Below are 18,437 nucleotides of genomic sequence, written 5' to 3'. Positions count from 1 at the left end.
TCGAAACCCGTTATCACTTTTCTTTTGAAGTTTCCCTCAACTGAATTGCGTTTGGTTTTTTTCATTTAAGCTGTTCAATTTTCAAGGTTCTCTCGACGCCGCTTATCAGCGACAACTTCATAATTCTATCACCCACAACAGAGTTTGTCAACCATTATCTAAAACTTTTTTTGGAGAAATGGTGACAATTTTTATTATACCCGAATTGCCTTTACTTAAACACTACTTTGACACGCTTCAATAAAAATTTTGCGCATCTCATTTTCCGAAGTTGCACGATTCACTTGATCTTTAAAAAAAGAAGCATGTTTAATCCCTTTTAAATACCATGCAGCGTGCTTTCTCATTTCCAAAGTTCCGATATGTGACCCTTTATACTCTATTAACAAAGTATAGTGCCAGTTCATTATTTCTAGAAGATTCTCTCTTGATTCCGTCAACTCTGAAGGCCTATAACCATTTAATGCATTGTCTATTTCTCTCAAGAGCCAAGGATTCCCTTGAATCCCTCTTCCTATCATAACACCATCACAGTTGGTCTTTTCTTTTATTTTAACCGCATCTTCTGAATTGAAAATATCTCCGTTTCCGATTACTGGTATACGAACAGCTTCTTTGACAGCTTTAATAATTTCCCAATCTGCTTTTCCCGTATACATTTCTTCTCGAGTCCTTCCATGGATTGCTATGGCTTGAACTCCAGAAGCTTCTGCTATTTTTGCGATTTCAACAGCATTGATCGAGTTTTGGTCCCAACCTTTTCTTATTTTAACTGTAACTGGTTTTTCTGAAATTTTAACCGCAGTCTTTAAAAGTTTCTCTGCAAGTTTTGGTGTTTTCATTAAAGCGGACCCTTCACCATTGTTGACTATTTTAGGCGCTGGGCACCCCATGTTAATGTCCAGTATATCATTATTATGTCCATTTAAAACGTCTTGGATAGCTTCTAGTTTGTCGGGGTCAGCAGTAAATATCTGTAGCGACATAGGCCTTTCATTTTCCAGTATCTTCATAAGCTGGTGCGTTTTTTTATCTTTATAAAACAAGGCGCTGACACTTACCATTTCACTCACCATTAACCCTTTGTGAAACTTCCGGCACACCAACCTAAATGGTAAATCTGTTACACCAGCCATAGGTGCCAACACAATTTCATTTTCTAACTCAACCTTGCCAATCTTCATTTTATTTCCTCAAACATTTTTTATTTTAAAGGTCTATTCATTTTATAAATAATGTTTAAACCATCCATTGTTAGCATCTTGTCAACCACGTCTATTTCTTTAGATTCAGATGCGATGAGCGTTGAAAGACCTCCTGTAGCAATTACTTTCACACGGTTTCCACCCAACTCTTCTTTCATTTTTGAGACAATATAATCTACACTGCCTACATAACCATATATAATACCTGCCTGAACACTCTGAGTGGTGTTTTTACAAATAACACAATCTGGTTTTACAAGTTCTACACGCGTTAGCTTAGCCGCTTTTTGATAAAGGGCATCCGCTGAAATCTTAATACCAGGTAGTATAGACCCCCCTAGATACTCACACTTTTCATTTATGGCACAAAATGTTGTTGCTGTCCCAAAATCAATTATAATCAATGGACCACCATATTTCTTAAAACCTGCAACTGCATTCACAATTCGATCGGCACCTACTTGACGCGGATTATCATATTTTATATTCATTCCTGTCTTAATGCCTGGTCCTATTACAATTGCCTCTTTATCAAAATATTTTTGAGTCATGTGCAAGAGCGAATACATGACGTGTGGTACAACAGAAGAAATAATTATATCTTTTACGTCTTTATAATCATAATTTTCATGCGCAAATAATTGAATGATAAACATCCCAATTTCATCAGCTGATTTTGAGTGATCTGTTGCCATGCGCCAGTTAGCAACCAGCACATCATTTTTAAACAAGCCCATAACGATATTGGTATTTCCAACATCAAAAGTCAGTAGCATAACGCCTCCTATCTTGAATCAAATATAACCATTGATTCCTCTAACAGATACTTCTCCAAAAAATATAGTCTTTTCAGTCCCTGCTTGATCGAGTACCACAAGCCTGCCTTCTTCATCCAGTCTTATAGCGTTATATATAGATGTTTCGCCACCAGTTTCTACACAAACTGTGCGATTTAATGTGACGGATTTTTCGCGATTAATTGTTAGAACCGCTTCTATATCTGAAAACTTAACGAACTGATTATAATACATTTCAAAGTGTTTCACAAATACTTTAAGAATTCTTAAATGATCCATTTTATAATCCAACAGTTCATTTTCAAGAGATGTCGCTTTGTCTCTTAATTCAGAATCAAATTCTCTTTTTTTTGTATTAATACCAATTCCAATAACGACATAATTTATGTACCCAGGTTCAGCACTCAGCTCCGTTAGAATGCCGCCTATTTTTTTCCCATTTAAAATTAGATCATTGGGCCACTTAATGCCGACGTTACAATCGGCAACTTCGTCAATTGCTTTTGCCATAGCTGCTGCTGCAATTAATGTGAGTTTGGGTGCCTCTTCAGGATTGATATCAGGTTTAGCCAGCAAACTCATCCAAAGACCCGTGTTTTTGAGAGATTCCCAATTCCGTCCACGCCGGCCTCTCCCCTTTGACTGCGTGTCTGCAACAACGATAAAAGACGCGCCAGGAAAATCCATAGCTTTCGATTTTGCATATTGATTGGTTGAATCCACAGATTCATGAAAGAAGGCCTTGTTTAAAAAATTAGACCTTGCTATCACTGTATCTAAAGTGGTTTGATTTAATTCTGTTGACCCTCGTGAAAGGTGGTAGCCTTTACTTGAAACTGAATCAATTACAAATCCCTCTTTTCTCAAGGACTGAACATGTTTCCAGACGGCCGATCTAGAAATTCCCAACTTTTGACTAATCTCTTGACCGGATATGTAATGCATCCCTGATTCTTCAATTAGAGCTAAAACTTTATGTTTCATAGTGTGACTCCTTTTAGTTATAACGACTTGCTATATTATATCACAAAGAGCCTCAAATCTACGATTTGAGGCTCTTTCATTTTGTTGTTTTTTTCTAGAAACCACTAAACAATGAGAGCATAACACCAGCTGAAACTGCCGATCCAATTACACCTGCTACATTAGGTCCCATTGCATGCATCAGAAGGAAGTTGCTTGGGTCAGCTTTTTGACCAACAACTTGAGAAACCCTTGCGGCCATAGGAACAGCTGATACGCCAGCAGATCCTATAAGTGGATTGATTTTTTCTTTTGATAAAGCGTTCATAAGTTTAGCAATCAACAAACCAGCTGCTGTACCAATTGCAAACGCAACAACACCAAGTCCTACAATTGCAAGTGTTTCAGGCTGGATAAAAGCCTCAGCTGTTGCAGTAGCCCCAACAGTTACGCCAAGGAAAATTGTAACAATGTTCATAAGTGCATTTTGTGCTGTGTCAGACAACCTTCCAGCAACGCCAGACTCTCTGAACAAGTTACCAAGCATAAGCATGCCAATTAGACCAGCTGCTGCTGGAACAATTAACGAAACAATTACCGTCGCTAAAATTGGGAAAACAATTTTTTCAGTCTTAGAAACCACTCTAAGTTGACCCATTTTTATTTTGCGTTCTTCTTTAGTCGTTAAAGCCTTCATAATAGGCGGTTGAATAACCGGCACAAGTGCCATATAAGAATACGCCGCAACGGCTATAGCCCCCATCAAATGTGGGGCAAGCTTAGAAGACAGGAAAATGGCCGTCGGACCATCTGCACCGCCTATGATACCAATAGAAGCCGCTTCTGCCGGATTGAAAAATCCTGAAGCAATGGCGCCGAAAAACGTCACAAAAATTCCAAATTGGGCTGCCGCACCCAATAAAAGGGCTTTTGGATTCGCAATCAAGGGACCAAAATCCGTCATTGCACCAACGCCAAGAAAAATCAAGGGTGGGAATATACCGAGTTTATTTCCCTGATAGATATAGTATAGCAAACCGCCAATCTGTTCTACTTCACCATTGGCATTATAAATTGGACCATCCATTAATCCCGCAACCGGAATGTTGGTTAACAACATTCCAAATGCTATCGGAACAAGTAAAAGGGGTTCGAATCCTTTCTTAATTGCCAGGTAAAACAGCACAAAAGCGACACCTATCATGATCAGAGAAGGAACATCCATATGATAAATCCCTGTGGACATATAAAAATCTTTTATCGTTTGAAGCATTGTGCATCTCCTTTCATTACCAATAGTAATCGCATTAACCAATCACTATCAATACGTCTCCTGAGTTTACTGATGCACCTTTATTTACAGCAACAGAAACAACCTTACCAGTCGCTGGTGCCATAATTTCATTTTCCATTTTCATGGCCTCTAAAATAAGTAACACATCTCCTGAATTCACAGTATCTCCTTCCGATACCTTAATATCAAGAACTGTTCCAGGCATTGGTGCAGTCACTTTTTCACCGCCAGCTGGTACCGAAGCAGCAGGTGCTGCCTTTGGTGCTGGTGCCGCCTTTGGTGCTGGTGCTGCTTTTGGTGCTGCTGGTGTTGGTGCTGCTGGTCTCGGTGCAGATGCAACACCACCAACTTCTTCTACCTCAACTTCATATGAGTTTCCATTTACCGTTATATTAAACTTTTTCATTATAAATTCCTCCAATAAAATTATAGAATTTAATATCTTGATGCCATAACGTCATTACGTCCAGCTTTTCCCCAAGCCGGTGTCGAATCAGGCACACGTGTTATTTTCGATACAACAACATTATGCATCGATGTATTCATAGAAGCTGCTATTGCAGCAGTTATAACTGCTATTAGCGCTTCATCATCACTCTCTTGAACCTCAGGTGCCGGTTCTGGTTTCACTGTTTCTTTTTTAACTTCTTTTATAGCAGGCTTTTTCCCGTTTTCCATGTACATAATTATTTTAGACATAAGTGATGTCAATGCCATTATTATAACCAAAGCAACAAAGGTAATTCCCATACCTAACAGAATTACATAAAGTGTGGCCACAAGTTTATCGCCCATGTCCATCTGAGCAAACGTATCAGCGTGCTTAAAGAGTTCTAGAATTTCCATTTATTCACCTCTTCCTATTACAACGGCAAGTTTCCGTGTTTTTTGGCGGGTCTCACTTCACGTTTGGATTCCAGCATATCAAAAGCATCAATTAGTCTTGGACGTGTTGCCGCAGGCTCGATAACATCATCTACAAAGCCTCTTTCAGCTGCTTTATATGGTGTTGCAAACTCATCTGTATATTCTTGAATCAAACGTGCACGCGTCGCAACTGGGTCTTCTGCGTCTTTGATTTCTCCTCTGAACACAATATTGGCAGCGCCTTGAGGTCCCATAACTGCGATTTCAGCCGAAGGCCAAGCCAACACTAAATCAGCACCTAAATCTTTCGAACACATTGCAAGATACGCACCACCATACGCTTTTCTCACGATTAATGAAATTTTTGGTACAGTGGCTTCACTATAAGCATAAAGCATTTTAGCCCCATGTCTAATGATGCCATCGTATTCTTGTTCAGTTCCAGGTAAGAATCCAGGGACGTCTACAATATTTAAAAGTGGGATATTAAATGCATCACAAGTTCTTATAAAGCGAGCAGATTTATCTGAAGCATTTACATCAAGACATCCTGCCAACACTTTAGGTTGATTTGCTACAATTCCAATTGTTTTACCATTCAATCTGGCAAATCCAGTTACAATATTTTTAGCATAGTGTGGCAAATACTCCATAAAATCACCTTGATCCACCAAAACTTTAATAACTTCATGCATGTCATATGGTTTATTTGGATTTTCTGGTATATAAGTATTGAGCATTTCTTCTAAAGCATTAATGTCTGAATCCGTATCATATTCAGGCGCAACTTCCATATTATTGGAAGGCAAGAAGCTTAAAAGTCTTCTAATGTCTTCAAGACATGCTTGATCATTGGAAGCAATAAACTGCGAAACACCACTTACAGAGTTGTGCGTCATAGCACCACCTAAGGCCTCTGCTGTAACGTCTTCTCCTGTTACAGTTTTTATAACTTGTGGCCCAGTTATAAACATTTGTGATGTTTTGTCCACCATAAATACAAAGTCAGTAAGCGCTGGTGAATACACCGCTCCACCTGCACATGGTCCCATGATTGCAGTAATTTGAGGAATAACACCAGATGCCAATGTGTTTCTCAAGAATATTTTGCCATATCCTGAAAGCGCATCTACTGCTTCTTGAATTCTTGCACCACCTGAATCATTGATGCCAACAACAGGTGCGCCCACTTTCATAGCGTTATCAAGTACTTTACAAATTTTATTGGCATGCATTTCACCAAGTGACCCACCTAAAACTGTGAAATCCTGCGAATACGCATAAACCAATCGGCCATCTACTTTACCATAGCCAATTACGACACCTTCAGCTGGTGACTCCGCTTTTTCCATTCCGAAATTTGTACCGCGATGCTTTACAAAAGCATCCAATTCAACGAATGTACCTTCGTCAAATAGCAGATCAAGTCTTTCTCTTGCAGTTAATTTACCACTGTCATGTTGCTTGGCGATTCTTTTTTCACCACCGCCAGCGAGAATTTTCTCTTTTCTGCGTTTCAAGTCGTCCAATTTGTTTACAGACATTTTGACCCTCCAACCCTTTCTTATTCAGTTCTTTCGCTTAACTCAACCAAAACACGATTTGAGCTTTTTGGATGTACAAAAGCAATTTTAGCACCACCAGCACCATATCTAGGTTTTTCATCAATCATTCTCATACCTTTTGATATCATGTACTCAATGGCTTCTTCAATGTTATCTACCTTAAAAGCAATGTGCTGTATCCCTTCACCGTTTTTCTCAATGAACTTTGCTATCGGCCCATCTTCTGATGTAGACTCCAAAAGTTCTACTTCTGTATCCCCAACCGGTAAAAATGCAACGCGCACTTTTTGCTCTTCAACAACTTCAGTCCCCATAAGTTCCAATCCTAGAATATCTTGATAAAACTTAATGGATTCCTCAAGATCCTTTACAGCAATGCCAATATGATCCACTTTTAACGCCTTCATAATAACCTCCATGGTATCTTCAATCATTTTAACAAGTCAACTTTTTTCAGTAAACCCATTTGATAAACGAATCCAAAATTTAACTTACTATAATTAAGTTTTTCTGCTAAATCTATTAACCGTTTAAAGAACCCTTAAATCTTAACCTTCATATCCATCATCACCTTATCCACAGCAGAATAAGGGTCCAACTCTCGACCCGCAACACGTTTTGCATAGGCATCCAGCGCTTCTTCTTTTTGAGACTGATCCAATATCATACGCTCAATCCGTTCCTTAATCAATTCTAGCACTTCACTTTTGGCGTTTTCAACACGTCTGGATTCAAAAAGATTGTTTTCAATCATATACGCTTTATGTTGATGAATCGCTTCAATCAGTTCGTCTATCCCGTTATTTTCTGTTGCAATCACCATTTTAACAGGTGGACGCCAGCCCTTATCTTTATTGAAATCCAGCATCATTTGAATTTCTCTAGCTGTTCTTTTTGCACCATCTCGATCCGCTTTATTCACAGCAAAGACATCCCCAATTTCCATGACGCCTGCCTTTATCGCTTGTATATCATCCCCAAGACCAGGGACCATAATCATCAAAGTGGTGTCACAATTCTTGACAATATCAATTTCCGATTGTCCGACTCCTACCGTTTCAACAAAGATATAATCTGAGCCCATAATATCCAAGACTTTCACTGCCGCTGATGTCGCTTCTGATATGCCGCCCAAATGACCTCTGGCACCCATACTTCTAATAAAAACGCCTGGATCCATACTCAAGTCGGTCATTCGAACACGGTCACCCAAAATTGCACCTCCGGTAAATGGTGACGTCGGGTCAACTGCAATAACCGAAACCGTCTTTCCCTGCTTTCGAAGGGCTTTTACCATTTTGTCGGTTAATGTACTTTTTCCAGCACCTGGGGGGCCAGTAACGCCAATAACATATGCCTTCCCACTATTGGGATAAAGGGTTTGAAGAATCTTATAACCCTCCGGGTCTCCATTTTCAACTTTAGTAATCAACCTTGCAGCTGCGCGTTTATCATGTTCTAAAAGTCTTTTTTCGATATCCATGCTGCCTTCCTTTCGGATGCTTTTCTACCTTATCTTTCCATCACATTTGCTTTGATAAAATCAATTGTCACTTGTGTCGGTGTCCCTGGGGTGAAAATTTCCTTGATGCCCTTTTCTTTTAATCCCGGAATGTCATCTGTTGGAATTACCCCGCCACCAATTACAAGAATATCGTCTGCGTTTTGTGCTTTTAAAAGTTCAACTACTTTCGGGAGTAACGTGTTGTGTGCACCTGATAGAATACTCATAGCGATACAATCTACATCCTCTTGAATAGCCGCACTCACTATTTGCTCAGGGGTTTGTCTTAACCCCGTGTAAATAACTTCCATTCCTGCATCTCTTAATGCTCTTGCAATTACTTTCGCACCTCTATCGTGACCATCCAAACCTGGCTTGGCTACCAAAACTCTAATCGTCTTATTCATGATTCTCCTCCTTCAACCCTTGCTTACAAACTTACAGACTGTTGGTATTCACCGAAAACTTCTCTCATAACACCACATACTTCACCTAAAGTGGCATAGGCTTTAACGGCATCCAAGATGAGTGGCATAACATTTTCAGTACCTTCACATGCACTTTTCAGCGCCTTTAACTGCGCCTCTACTTTGGCATTGTCACGCTCTTGACGTAAAGTTTTCAATTTATCTTTCTGCATTTCACCAACAGCAGGATCAACTCGGAGTAATCCCTTAGGTGCTTCTTCTTCAACTTGATATTTATTAAGACCAACTACAATGACATCATTGTTTTCTACTTTCTTTTGATAATCATAAGCGGCATCCATAATTTCTTGCTGAATGTATCCCATATCAATTGCTTTTGGAGCCCCGCCTATTTCGTCAATCTTGTTTATATACGCATAGGCTTCGTCTTCAATTTCTTTTGTTTTTGCTTCTATATAATAAGAACCCGCAAGTGGATCTACAACTTCTGTCACACCACTTTCGTGTGCTACGATTTGCTGTGTTCTAAGGGCAATTCTAACAGAATCTTCAGTTGGAAGTGCCAAAGCTTCATCTTTTGAATTGGTATGCAAACTTTGAGTACCACCTAAAACGGCTGCCAAAGTTTGAATTGCAACTCGTACAATATTATTATCTGGTTGTTGTGCTGTCAGCGTTGAACCCCCAGTTTGAGTGTGAAACTTAAGTTGCATAGATTTAGGATCCTTAGCGCCAAATCGCTCTTTCATAATTCGAGCCCATAACCTTCTTGCAGCTCTATATTTAGAAACCTCTTCTAATAAATCGTTATGTGCATTAAAAAAGAATGAAAGTCTAGGTGCAAAAGCATCGACATCGAGTCCAGCTTTTATAGCTGCTTCAACATATGCAATCCCGTCTGCAAGTGTAAACCCAATTTCTTGGGCTGCTGTGGAGCCTGCCTCACGGATATGATAGCCAGAGATTGAAATTGTATTCCACAAAGGCACATTTTGAGAGCAGTATTCAAATATATCTGTAATCAATCGCATGGAGGGTTCCGTTGGGAAAATATACGTACCACGCGCAATGTATTCTTTCAAGATGTCATTTTGGATCGTTCCTCTTAATTTATCTGCGGATACACCCTGTTTTTCCGCAACTGCAATATACATCGCCAATAAAACAGAAGCCGGTGCATTGATTGTCATTGATGTACTAACTTTATCTAGTGGAATCCCATCAAATAAAATTTCCATATCTGCCAAGGAGTCAATTGCCACACCTACTTTTCCAACTTCTCCTTCTGATAAAGGATGATCGCTGTCGTATCCAATTTGAGTTGGCAAATCAAAAGCCACAGAAAGACCACTAGACCCTTGTTCAACTAAGAACTTGTACCGTTTATTGGATTCTTCTGCTGTCGCAAACCCTGCATACATTCTCATCGTCCAAAAACGACCCCTGTACATGGTTGGCTGTACACCTCTTGTGTATGGATACTGTCCTGGAAGCCCAAGATCATTCATATAATCCATATCTGCAATGTCAACAGGAGTATAGTACCTATTGACCGGTGCGCCCGAACCTGTGGTGAATACATTTTTACGTTCAGGTCTTTTTTGCAACTTTTCTTGCGTTTTAGAGTTTTCTCTATCGACCGCGTCTTTTAGTACTGAGATTTGATCCTTGTTAAACATCATTAAATTCCTCCTTTAATTATTGACCAAATTGGCCAATTTTCCTATATAAGGATACCACAAATCCAACTAAATATCATTGTTTTTGTTCAAGTATAATTGTATACTTTAAGGCTATTTTAGCAGTTGATTACAAAAACAAACTTCAGGTTTTGTTGCAAGTTTTCTTGCATTTTACTTTTTGTAAAGCGATTTGCCTGTTGCGTCAATTGCAACAATCAACTTCATATCCTTAACCACCATTTTTTTTACCGCTTCTGGTCCTAAATCTTCATAAGCAATAACCGTATTTTCTACAACTGAATCTGCAATCAATGCCCCTGCACCGCCAATTGCTATAAAATAAACCGCATCATTCCGACACATGGCACTTATCACCGACGCATCTCTATCCCCTTTTCCAATCATACCCTTTAGACCTAGGTCTAAAAGCTTAGGTGTCATTTCATCCATTCGACCACTTGTTGTTGGTCCACAAGACCCAATTGCTTTTGAAGGTCTAGTGGGTGAAGCGCCAGAATAGTAGATAATTTGGCCTTTCAAGTCAAAAGGGAGATGGTCTAAATTCTCAAGCATCCTCATATGCGCAGCATCACGCGCCGTATAAATCACACCACTCAAAAGGACCTCATCTCCAGCACAAAGAGACTGAACAACAGCCTCTGTCAAGGGTGTCCTTATATTTTTCATACGAAAGCCTCCCTAAAATTCATGTGTCAAGTGCCTTGAAGCATGACAATTAATATTTACAGCAACTGGTAGTCCTGCTATATGGGTTGGGTAGACCTCCGCATTTACACCAAGCGCAGTGGTCGTTCCACCTAACCCTTGAGGTCCTATATTCAGTGTGTTAATCCGTGAGAGGAGCCTTTTTTCAAGTTCAGCAATATGCTCAAATGGATGGCATTTCCCAATTGGTCGCATTAAGGCTTTCTTCGCTAAAAGTGCAGCTTTCTCAAAAGTACCGCCAATTCCAACACCGACGATTATTGGCGGACAAGGATTAGAGCCAGCTTTCTCAATCGTATCTACAACAAAGTTTTCAATCCCATCAATTCCATCTGCCGGTTTCAACATTTTTAAAGCAGACATATTTTCACTACCAAATCCTTTTGAGGCCACAGTAATGTTTAAACGGTCTCCGTCTACAACCTCGTAATGAATCACAGCTGGTGTATTGTCTCCAGAATTTTTCCTGATAATTGGATCGGAAACAACTGATTTTCTTAAATAGCCTTCCTTGTACCCTTGCCTAACACCTTCGTTGATAGCGTCCTTAAGCGACATATGCCTGATTGTAACATCAATTCCTATTTCCACAAAAACAACCGCCATTCCTGTGTCTTGACAAATGGGAAGTTCACCTTGCGCGGCAATTTCCGCATTTTTTAGTAAATCTCCAATTATACGTCCCCCAAGTGGCGATTTTTCAGTTTTAAGTGCTCTTAAAAAAGACTCTTTTACATCTGATCCTATTTGATAATTGCACTCAATACACATGCGTTTTACTTCTGAAACAATTACGTTTGCGTCGATACTTCTCATAGCGTCCTCGTTTTCATCCCTACTTTTTTCATAAACTTCTCAACATCAATTATAAATCGTTCATGGACGCCTTCTCCAATTTTTTCTTTTTCATCAAATGCAGTCACTCTAAAAACCAGTTTTTTGCCTTCAATTTCAATGAGTTCAGCGATTGCCCGCACTTTATGTCCCATAGGCGTTGCGGCTATATGCTTAACATTCAGTGAGGTGCCCACAGTGGCATAGCCACCCAATTCGGCAGATTTCATCGCCGCATTTTCCATAAGGGCAACCATCATTGGCGTTGAAAACACATACAGATCACCACTTCCAAATGCCTTTGCTGTGTGCTTTTCTTCAACTATAAGCACTGATTCATATTGATTCCCTTTTTCCAAACAAATCGCCTCCAATTCTAAATTATGGTATAAAATGAAAATAAACCCAAGTTGCTGGGCAACTTGGGTTTTGCTTTAACTTTCTTTTTCTGGCGCTATCTCTTCAGACGCTTCAGGATTTTCTGCTTTTAGCGCTTCTTTCATGCGCTCCATTTCTAAACGTTCTGCTTCCTCCTGAGCTTTTGTCAGCTTCCGTTCTTCTTCTATTTTTGCCTTCTCAGTTTCAACTTTTTCAGCCAATGCATCCATGCCTTCATCAAAAGCAAGTTTAAATTCTTCACCACTAATGGTTTCGTATTTAAGAAGTGCGCTGGCAATCACATGAAGTTTGTCTAAATGTTCATCAAGAAGGTTTTTTGCTTTATCATATGCTGTATCTACAATGTTACGAACCTCACGGTCAATTTCTGCCGCAACGTGTTCAGAATAATTTTTCATGGACGTAAAATCTCGACCAAGGAAAACTTCATCTTCAGTATCATAACTCATAGACCCTAAGTTATCACTCATGGCATACTTGGTCACCATCGAACGCGCAATTTTAGTAACACGGCTTAAATCGTTCTGTGCACCAGTGCTAATATCACCAAGCACTAAACTCTCAGCAACACGTCCACCTAAAAGAATAATAAGCTCACGTTCCATACCCTTTTTAGTTGCATAACTTCTGTCTTCTTCAGGCAATTGCATTGTGAATCCACCCGCACGGCCTCTTGGGATAATTGTCACCTGATGAACAGGATCCGTTTCCGGCAAAAGTTGTGCAATCACGGCATGACCTGCTTCATGATAAGCTGTCAATTTTCTTTCCTTTTCACTTACCATTCTGCTTTTCTTTTCAACGCCTGCAATCACTTTAATAATTGAGTCTTTTATGGATTCCATGCGAATAATACGGTCACTCTTTCTTGCAGATAAAAGTGCCGCTTCATTCATAACATTCTCAAGATCAGCTGGTGTAAAGCCCGGCGTGCTTTGAGCCAGCTTTGCATAGTCAACGTCTTCAGCAACGGGCTTATTCCTTGCGTGAACTTTTAGAATTTGCTCCCTCTCTCTAACATCTGGAACACCTACCATTACTTGGCGGTCAAAACGACCAGGTCTCAGAAGTGCAGGGTCTAAGATATCAGGTCTATTGGTAGCTGCTATAATGATGACGCCTTCATTGTCAGAGAAACCATCCATTTCAACCAAAAGTTGATTCAGGGTTTGCTCACGTTCATCATGTCCACCACCGAGACCTGCACCACGTTTACGTCCAACTGCATCTATCTCATCAATAAAAACAATACATGGCGCATTCTTTTTTGCTTCTTCAAACAAATCGCGAACCCTTGACGCACCAACGCCTACAAACATTTCAACAAAGTCTGATCCAGAAATGGTGTAAAAAGGCACACCCGCCTCACCGGCACATGCTCTGGACAAATATGTCTTACCTGTACCCGGAGGGCCTACCATTAAAATACCTTTTGGAATACGTGCACCCAAAGCAAGATAACGTCGCGGGTGTTTTAGAAAATCTACAATTTCTTGCATTTCTTCTTTTTCTTCTTTTAAACCTGCAACATCTGAAAATGTAATCTTTTTACCTGTTTCTTTAACGATTTTCGCTTTACTCTTCCCAAACGACATAACTTTAGAACCGCCGCCTTGGGAGTTTTGCATAAAGACAAACCAAAACACCACTAAAAGCAACACCATAATAATTGTCGGTAGAATCTCAAGTATAAAAGGTGTGTTAGCAGGTGGAATTCCAGTCACTTTCATCAGTTGTCCCGACTCTTTAAGGTCCAGTAACATTTCACCTGTTTTAAGAGCAAGCATTGTTGGAACATAACTGGTAAAAACAGTACCATCATTTAATTTACCAGAAATCGTATTGCCATCTATTTGGACTTCACTGATTTCATTGCCTTCTAATTTTTCAATAAAAACATCATACGAATAATCAACTGATTTTTGGGCATTTATGCCCGACATCGTCACCAAAAGCAATATTCCTAAAAATATTACAATATAGATAGACGCGCCTTTCAACCCTTTCTTCATAGCTTCCTCCCTAATCGCGTGTACATCACATTATTTTAGCACAATTAATCATTTTCAACAACAGTCTCTAACGCAATCATTAGGATGTTTTCAGTATCCTTTGTGATTCTACACCGATTGTCAATTCGGTAATCATATACCCAAATAATCTTCTCATCATCGCACACCAGCCAAATTTCATCTCTCTGTTCTCTTGGTATTTTTTCATCAATAAAAAAATCTTTCAACTTTTTAAAACCTTCCATACCAAAGGGTTTAAATCGATCCCCAGGTTTTCTTGTCCTGACACTCAGCTCTCCAATTATTGAATCCGCATCAACCGCGATCTTTAAATCGTTTTTTCCAAGACGTTCAAAATCTTCACGTTTTAGATATTCTGTCCTTATAAATGGGGGCAGTAATGTGCGTCTCTGTTTTGGGTTTTCCACAATCCACTCATCATACCCTTTTGTTATTTTAACATCATGTGAAAGCTTTACATATGCACCGGTACGTCTAATTTTTAAAATACTGTCGATCTGGTCTGATGACACATCTATCAGGTTCCCTTTTACAGTTTCAATAGCATACCGCAAGAGTCGCTTCTGTTCAGCGCATGACAGTTTCATAAAAAGAGGGTCTGATAATCTCACGCGATTGTCTTCAATTTGGCATATTTCCTTTTTCAATTTTTCAAGGTGATGATGCCAAAACAGTTTTTCTTCACGCATGAGCGAAACAGTTCTCATTAGCGCTGATTCAATTGACGGATTGAAATGAGCCTTTAAATAGGGTAGAAGCTCATTTCGTATTTTATTTCGTGTGTAATCAACTTCAAAATTGGTCTTATCAACACATGGCGTCAACTGATTCTGATCGAGGTAAGCTTCTATTTCAGTTCTTGTCACATCCAGCAATGGCCGAATAATTTGAGCATTACGATTATAGGCTGTAGAGGCCAAACCATCTACACCAGCCCCTCTAAACAAATTAATCAAGGCTGTCTCAACGACATCGTTTGCATTTTGCCCCACAGCAATCTTCTGCGCATTGTAGGCTTTCAGCACGGCATCAAATTTTTCATACCGCACCTTTCTTCCTGCTTCTTCAAACGACATACCTAAGCTTTCAGCAATTGCCGAAACGTCCACATGAAAAACCTCAAGAGGCACCTCAATGCCATCACAATATCGCCTTACAAATTGCTCATCTGCATCGGCATCTTCGCCACGCAACATGTGATTCACATGAACAGCCACCAAATCAAGTCCAAATTCTTGTCGTAAGCGATGGAGTACATGCAGCATTGCTAAGGAATCTGGCCCACCCGAAAAACCTAAAACCACTGTATCACCAGATTCCAACATATTTTGTTTAACAATTGTATTGCGAACACGCTCTATCACCTTATCATCCTACTTTCCAGATATCGTGAGATTTGATACAGATACGGATGGAGAGCCCATGTAACCCGATCCTAAAATTGTAAATTCTAAGTCATTGGCTATGCCAGTAATTTGGTTCAGCAAATCATAAAAATTACCTGAAACTGTTATTTGACTTACAGGCCTATCTACTTTTCCACCTACAATTGTATACCCATTACTCTGAAGCGAAAAATCCCCTGAAACAGGATCCAAACCTGCATGAAGACCTTGTAAACCCGTAATGTAAATGCCCTCTGATAGAGTCTCCATCATCTCAGTTAACGTATTTTCGCCACCTTCAATATAAATATTAAATGGCGCGATTCCAAGCGTTCCCTTGTATGAAGCTTTACTCGCATTCCCAGTAGATTTAATGCCATCTTTATGCGCTGTCTTTAAATTATACAAAAACGACCTCAAAATGCCATTTTCAATGATTCGTTTTGAAAATGTCGCCACTCCTTCAGCATCAAAAGCACTAGAAGCCATGCCATTTTTCAGGTGAGGGTCATCGATTAAAGTCAACTTTTCAGAAGCAATCACATCATTAATGCGTCCTTTTAGAGGTGAAAGCTCCTTTTGAACACGTTCTGCATTAAAAATCCCCATGAAGGCACTAAAAAACTGTGCAAAAACATCATTCTTAAAAACAACTGGCATACTACCAGACTCTATTGGCTCAGCACCTAATAAACTAAGGGCTTCACTTGCAGATTCTTCAACAATTTTACCAATATTTAAATCCTCAAAAGATCGACTTAAGTCATAAGCAAACCCTGTTCGTGTGTCACCATTTTCTTCAGCTATAACCATTGCATAAGCCAGACAATGATTTTGTCTATCTGTAACGTCTAAACCTTCAGTGTTTTTAAGCCACTTATAAGAAGCTGATTCACTGTATCTGTTGTTCGAAATTCGCTTAATTCTCGGATCAAAACTTTTGAGTTCTTTTTCTAATTTTAGGAGGATCTTTATTTTTTCTTCAACTGTTACTGCGTCCAATTTAGGATTATAAAAATCCATTTCTTTATATCTGCCTGAACCATCATGCAAAAACACAACATCCTCAGATTCAATAACTTCCGCATTCTCCGCCGCTTCATTGACAAGAAATTCCAACACAGAGGCGTCGACACTCTCTGTATAAGCATAGCCCATTTTGCCATTTAAAATGCCACGATAAGACATGCCACCTTCTTGAGAGGAAGTGAACCGATCCACTTCACCTTCATAAACAGATATCGCTAAATCCTTAGATTCCTGATAAAAAATTTCTTGAGCAGAAAACCCTCTCGCTTTGCCAAGTTCAAATAGTTGATCAATTAACGTACGGTCCATTAGTTTTCCTCCCTTCCGCCAACTGTAATTTCAGAAACCTTAAGAGCCGGTTGACCCAATCCAGCAGGAATTGACCCACTCACAGAACCACACATCCCCTCACCTGACTCAAAATTATCACCGACCATCTCAATTTTCTTTAAAATATCCAGACCTGTTCCAATAAGAGTTGCCCCTTTAACTGGTGATGTTATTGTGCCATTTTCAATCAAATAGGCTTCCTGAACCGCAAAGTTAAATTCACCCGTCGCTGTGTTCACCGAACCACCACCGAGATATTTTGCATAAATGCCCTTTTCAACAGATTGAATCATATCTTCAAATTTAGAATGACCATTTAAAATATAGGTATTTGTCATCCGTGAAGTTGGTGCGTATTTATAAGACTGTCGACGTGCTGAACCTGTAATGTCAGTATTCATACGCCTTGCATTTAGCTTATCCACCATATAACCCTTTAAAATACCATTTTCAATGAGTACATTTCTTTTGGTTGGTGTCCCTTCATCATCAATATTCATAGAGCCCCATTCATTTGGAATGGTTCCGTCATCCACGGCATTCACAACTTCTGATGCAATTTTTTCGCCGAGCTTGCCTGCAAAAACGCTATTGCCTTTGGCTACAGATGTTGCTTCCAGCCCGTGCCCACATGCTTCATGGAAAATAACCCCACCAAACTTGTTTTCAATAACCACTGGAAATTTTCCACTTGGTGACGGTTTTGCGTCCAGCATCGTACATGCAACGCGCGCCGCCTCTCTACCAATATGGGCCACATCAATTTCATCATAAAGTTCAAATCCTTTTCCAGCGCCTTTTCCAATGAAGCCAGTTTGCATCTTGCCATTTTTCCCGGCCACAGTGCTGACTGTATACCGTGTACGCGTTCTAGAATCTTCTACAAAACGGCCTTCAGAATTTGCAATCAAAACATTTTGAGTATAATCCAAATAGCGGACAACGACTTGGTTGATTCTGGAGTCATAATGTGTTGCCGCTTCACTGCCCAAACGCATTAAATTAATTTTGTCTGATTTTGGTATTTGTTCCGGACGGATACGGATTGGATGTTTGTCGTGTGGCGACGCAATTGTGAGATCTACCGCTAAATTTTGTGGCATACCCCCTACTGCCATTGAGGCATTTTGTGCCATTTTGAGGAGGGTCAATCGATCCGACTGATTTGTATAGGTGTAGACACTGTTTAATCCATTAAAAATACGGATTCCCACACCATAATCACGACCCGAAAGCGAACTCTCAATCTTTCCCTTCATCATGTCAATAGATGTATTTAGTCGATCTTCAACATAAATCTCTGCAAAATCTCCGCCTTTAGACAAAGCTGCAGCCAATACTTCCTGTACCAGTTTCCTATCCAGCATGCGACACCTTCCTTTTTTTATACTGCACT

Annotated in this window: 18 protein-coding genes; all 18 read right to left on the bottom strand. The window is 39.7% G+C overall.

The genetic code is table 11. The annotated features are described in order from the left end of the window. Positions 1 to 215: 215 nt before the first annotated feature. The 18 genes from dusB to JOC49_RS07210 all read right to left on the bottom strand — a co-directional run bounded on the left by dusB (position 216) and on the right by JOC49_RS07210 (position 18,408). On the bottom strand, positions 216 to 1,184 hold the full coding sequence (dusB, locus tag JOC49_RS07295) for a tRNA dihydrouridine synthase DusB (RefSeq protein ID WP_204663887.1): 969 nt from the start codon (positions 1,182 to 1,184) through the stop codon (positions 216 to 218). Between the two features lie 20 nt (positions 1,185 to 1,204). After that, a complete protein-coding gene (locus tag JOC49_RS07290) occupies positions 1,205 to 1,981 on the bottom strand; it encodes a type III pantothenate kinase (protein WP_204663886.1) in 777 nt (258 codons plus the stop codon). Between the two features lie 18 nt (positions 1,982 to 1,999). Continuing rightward, positions 2,000 to 2,986, bottom strand: coding sequence for a biotin--[acetyl-CoA-carboxylase] ligase (locus JOC49_RS07285; protein ID WP_204663885.1), 987 nt, complete (start codon positions 2,984 to 2,986; stop codon positions 2,000 to 2,002). Positions 2,987 to 3,080: 94 nt separating this feature from the next. Then, entirely contained in the window at positions 3,081 to 4,211 is a 1,131-nt protein-coding gene (locus JOC49_RS07280) for a sodium ion-translocating decarboxylase subunit beta (protein WP_459251389.1), read from the bottom strand. Positions 4,212 to 4,272: 61 nt separating this feature from the next. Continuing rightward, entirely contained in the window at positions 4,273 to 4,665 is a 393-nt protein-coding gene (locus tag JOC49_RS07275) for a biotin/lipoyl-containing protein (RefSeq protein WP_204663881.1), read from the bottom strand. 29 nt (positions 4,666 to 4,694) lie between these two features. Continuing rightward, a complete protein-coding gene (locus JOC49_RS07270) occupies positions 4,695 to 5,105 on the bottom strand; it encodes an OadG family protein (RefSeq protein WP_204663879.1) in 411 nt (136 codons plus the stop codon). A 17-nt stretch (positions 5,106 to 5,122) separates the two neighbouring features. Next, positions 5,123 to 6,670: an acyl-CoA carboxylase subunit beta gene (locus JOC49_RS07265; protein ID WP_204663877.1), complete on the bottom strand. Its 1,548-nt coding sequence runs from the start codon at positions 6,668 to 6,670 to the stop codon at positions 5,123 to 5,125. 20 nt (positions 6,671 to 6,690) lie between these two features. Next, positions 6,691 to 7,098 (bottom strand): methylmalonyl-CoA epimerase, encoded by a 408-nt coding sequence (gene mce, locus JOC49_RS07260; RefSeq protein WP_204663875.1) that lies wholly within the window; start codon positions 7,096 to 7,098, stop codon positions 6,691 to 6,693. Positions 7,099 to 7,232: 134 nt separating this feature from the next. Continuing rightward, entirely contained in the window at positions 7,233 to 8,174 is a 942-nt protein-coding gene (gene meaB, locus JOC49_RS07255; RefSeq protein WP_204663873.1) for a methylmalonyl Co-A mutase-associated GTPase MeaB, read from the bottom strand. Positions 8,175 to 8,203: 29 nt separating this feature from the next. Further along, positions 8,204 to 8,602 carry a cobalamin B12-binding domain-containing protein gene (locus JOC49_RS07250; RefSeq protein ID WP_204663871.1) on the bottom strand — a complete coding sequence of 133 codons (399 nt, stop codon included), beginning with the start codon at positions 8,600 to 8,602 and terminating at the stop codon, positions 8,204 to 8,206. A 23-nt stretch (positions 8,603 to 8,625) separates the two neighbouring features. After that, positions 8,626 to 10,302 (bottom strand): acyl-CoA mutase large subunit family protein, encoded by a 1,677-nt coding sequence (locus tag JOC49_RS07245; protein ID WP_204663892.1) that lies wholly within the window; start codon positions 10,300 to 10,302, stop codon positions 8,626 to 8,628. Positions 10,303 to 10,476: 174 nt separating this feature from the next. Further along, positions 10,477 to 10,992: a Fe-S-containing hydro-lyase gene (locus JOC49_RS07240; RefSeq protein ID WP_204663869.1), complete on the bottom strand. Its 516-nt coding sequence runs from the start codon at positions 10,990 to 10,992 to the stop codon at positions 10,477 to 10,479. Between the two features lie 12 nt (positions 10,993 to 11,004). Continuing rightward, positions 11,005 to 11,847 (bottom strand): fumarate hydratase, encoded by an 843-nt coding sequence (locus JOC49_RS07235; RefSeq protein ID WP_204663867.1) that lies wholly within the window; start codon positions 11,845 to 11,847, stop codon positions 11,005 to 11,007. Continuing rightward, positions 11,844 to 12,224: a thioesterase family protein gene (locus JOC49_RS07230; protein ID WP_243423632.1), complete on the bottom strand. Its 381-nt coding sequence runs from the start codon at positions 12,222 to 12,224 to the stop codon at positions 11,844 to 11,846. The genes JOC49_RS07235 and JOC49_RS07230 overlap by 4 nt, the downstream gene beginning before the upstream one ends. Before the next feature lie 75 nt (positions 12,225 to 12,299). Continuing rightward, positions 12,300 to 14,276, bottom strand: a complete 1,977-nt coding sequence (gene ftsH, locus JOC49_RS07225) for an ATP-dependent zinc metalloprotease FtsH (protein ID WP_204663865.1) — start codon at positions 14,274 to 14,276, stop codon at positions 12,300 to 12,302. 44 nt (positions 14,277 to 14,320) lie between these two features. Continuing rightward, entirely contained in the window at positions 14,321 to 15,661 is a 1,341-nt protein-coding gene (gene tilS / locus JOC49_RS07220) for a tRNA lysidine(34) synthetase TilS (RefSeq protein ID WP_204663863.1), read from the bottom strand. 9 nt (positions 15,662 to 15,670) lie between these two features. After that, positions 15,671 to 17,020: a TldD/PmbA family protein gene (locus JOC49_RS07215; protein ID WP_204663861.1), complete on the bottom strand. Its 1,350-nt coding sequence runs from the start codon at positions 17,018 to 17,020 to the stop codon at positions 15,671 to 15,673. Further along, complete coding sequence (locus JOC49_RS07210; protein ID WP_204663858.1) at positions 17,020 to 18,408, bottom strand: TldD/PmbA family protein; 1,389 nt, start codon at positions 18,406 to 18,408, stop codon at positions 17,020 to 17,022. Before JOC49_RS07210 ends, JOC49_RS07215 begins: the two co-directional genes overlap by 1 nt. Positions 18,409 to 18,437 lie beyond the last annotated feature (29 nt).

Origin of the sequence: Fusibacter tunisiensis (assembly GCF_016908355.1) — a bacterium.
Classification (GTDB): domain Bacteria; phylum Bacillota; class Clostridia; order Peptostreptococcales; family Acidaminobacteraceae; genus Fusibacter_D; species Fusibacter_D tunisiensis.
The sequence above is the reverse complement of the archived record's forward strand: the minus strand, read 5'-3'. Positions and strand labels throughout refer to the sequence as shown.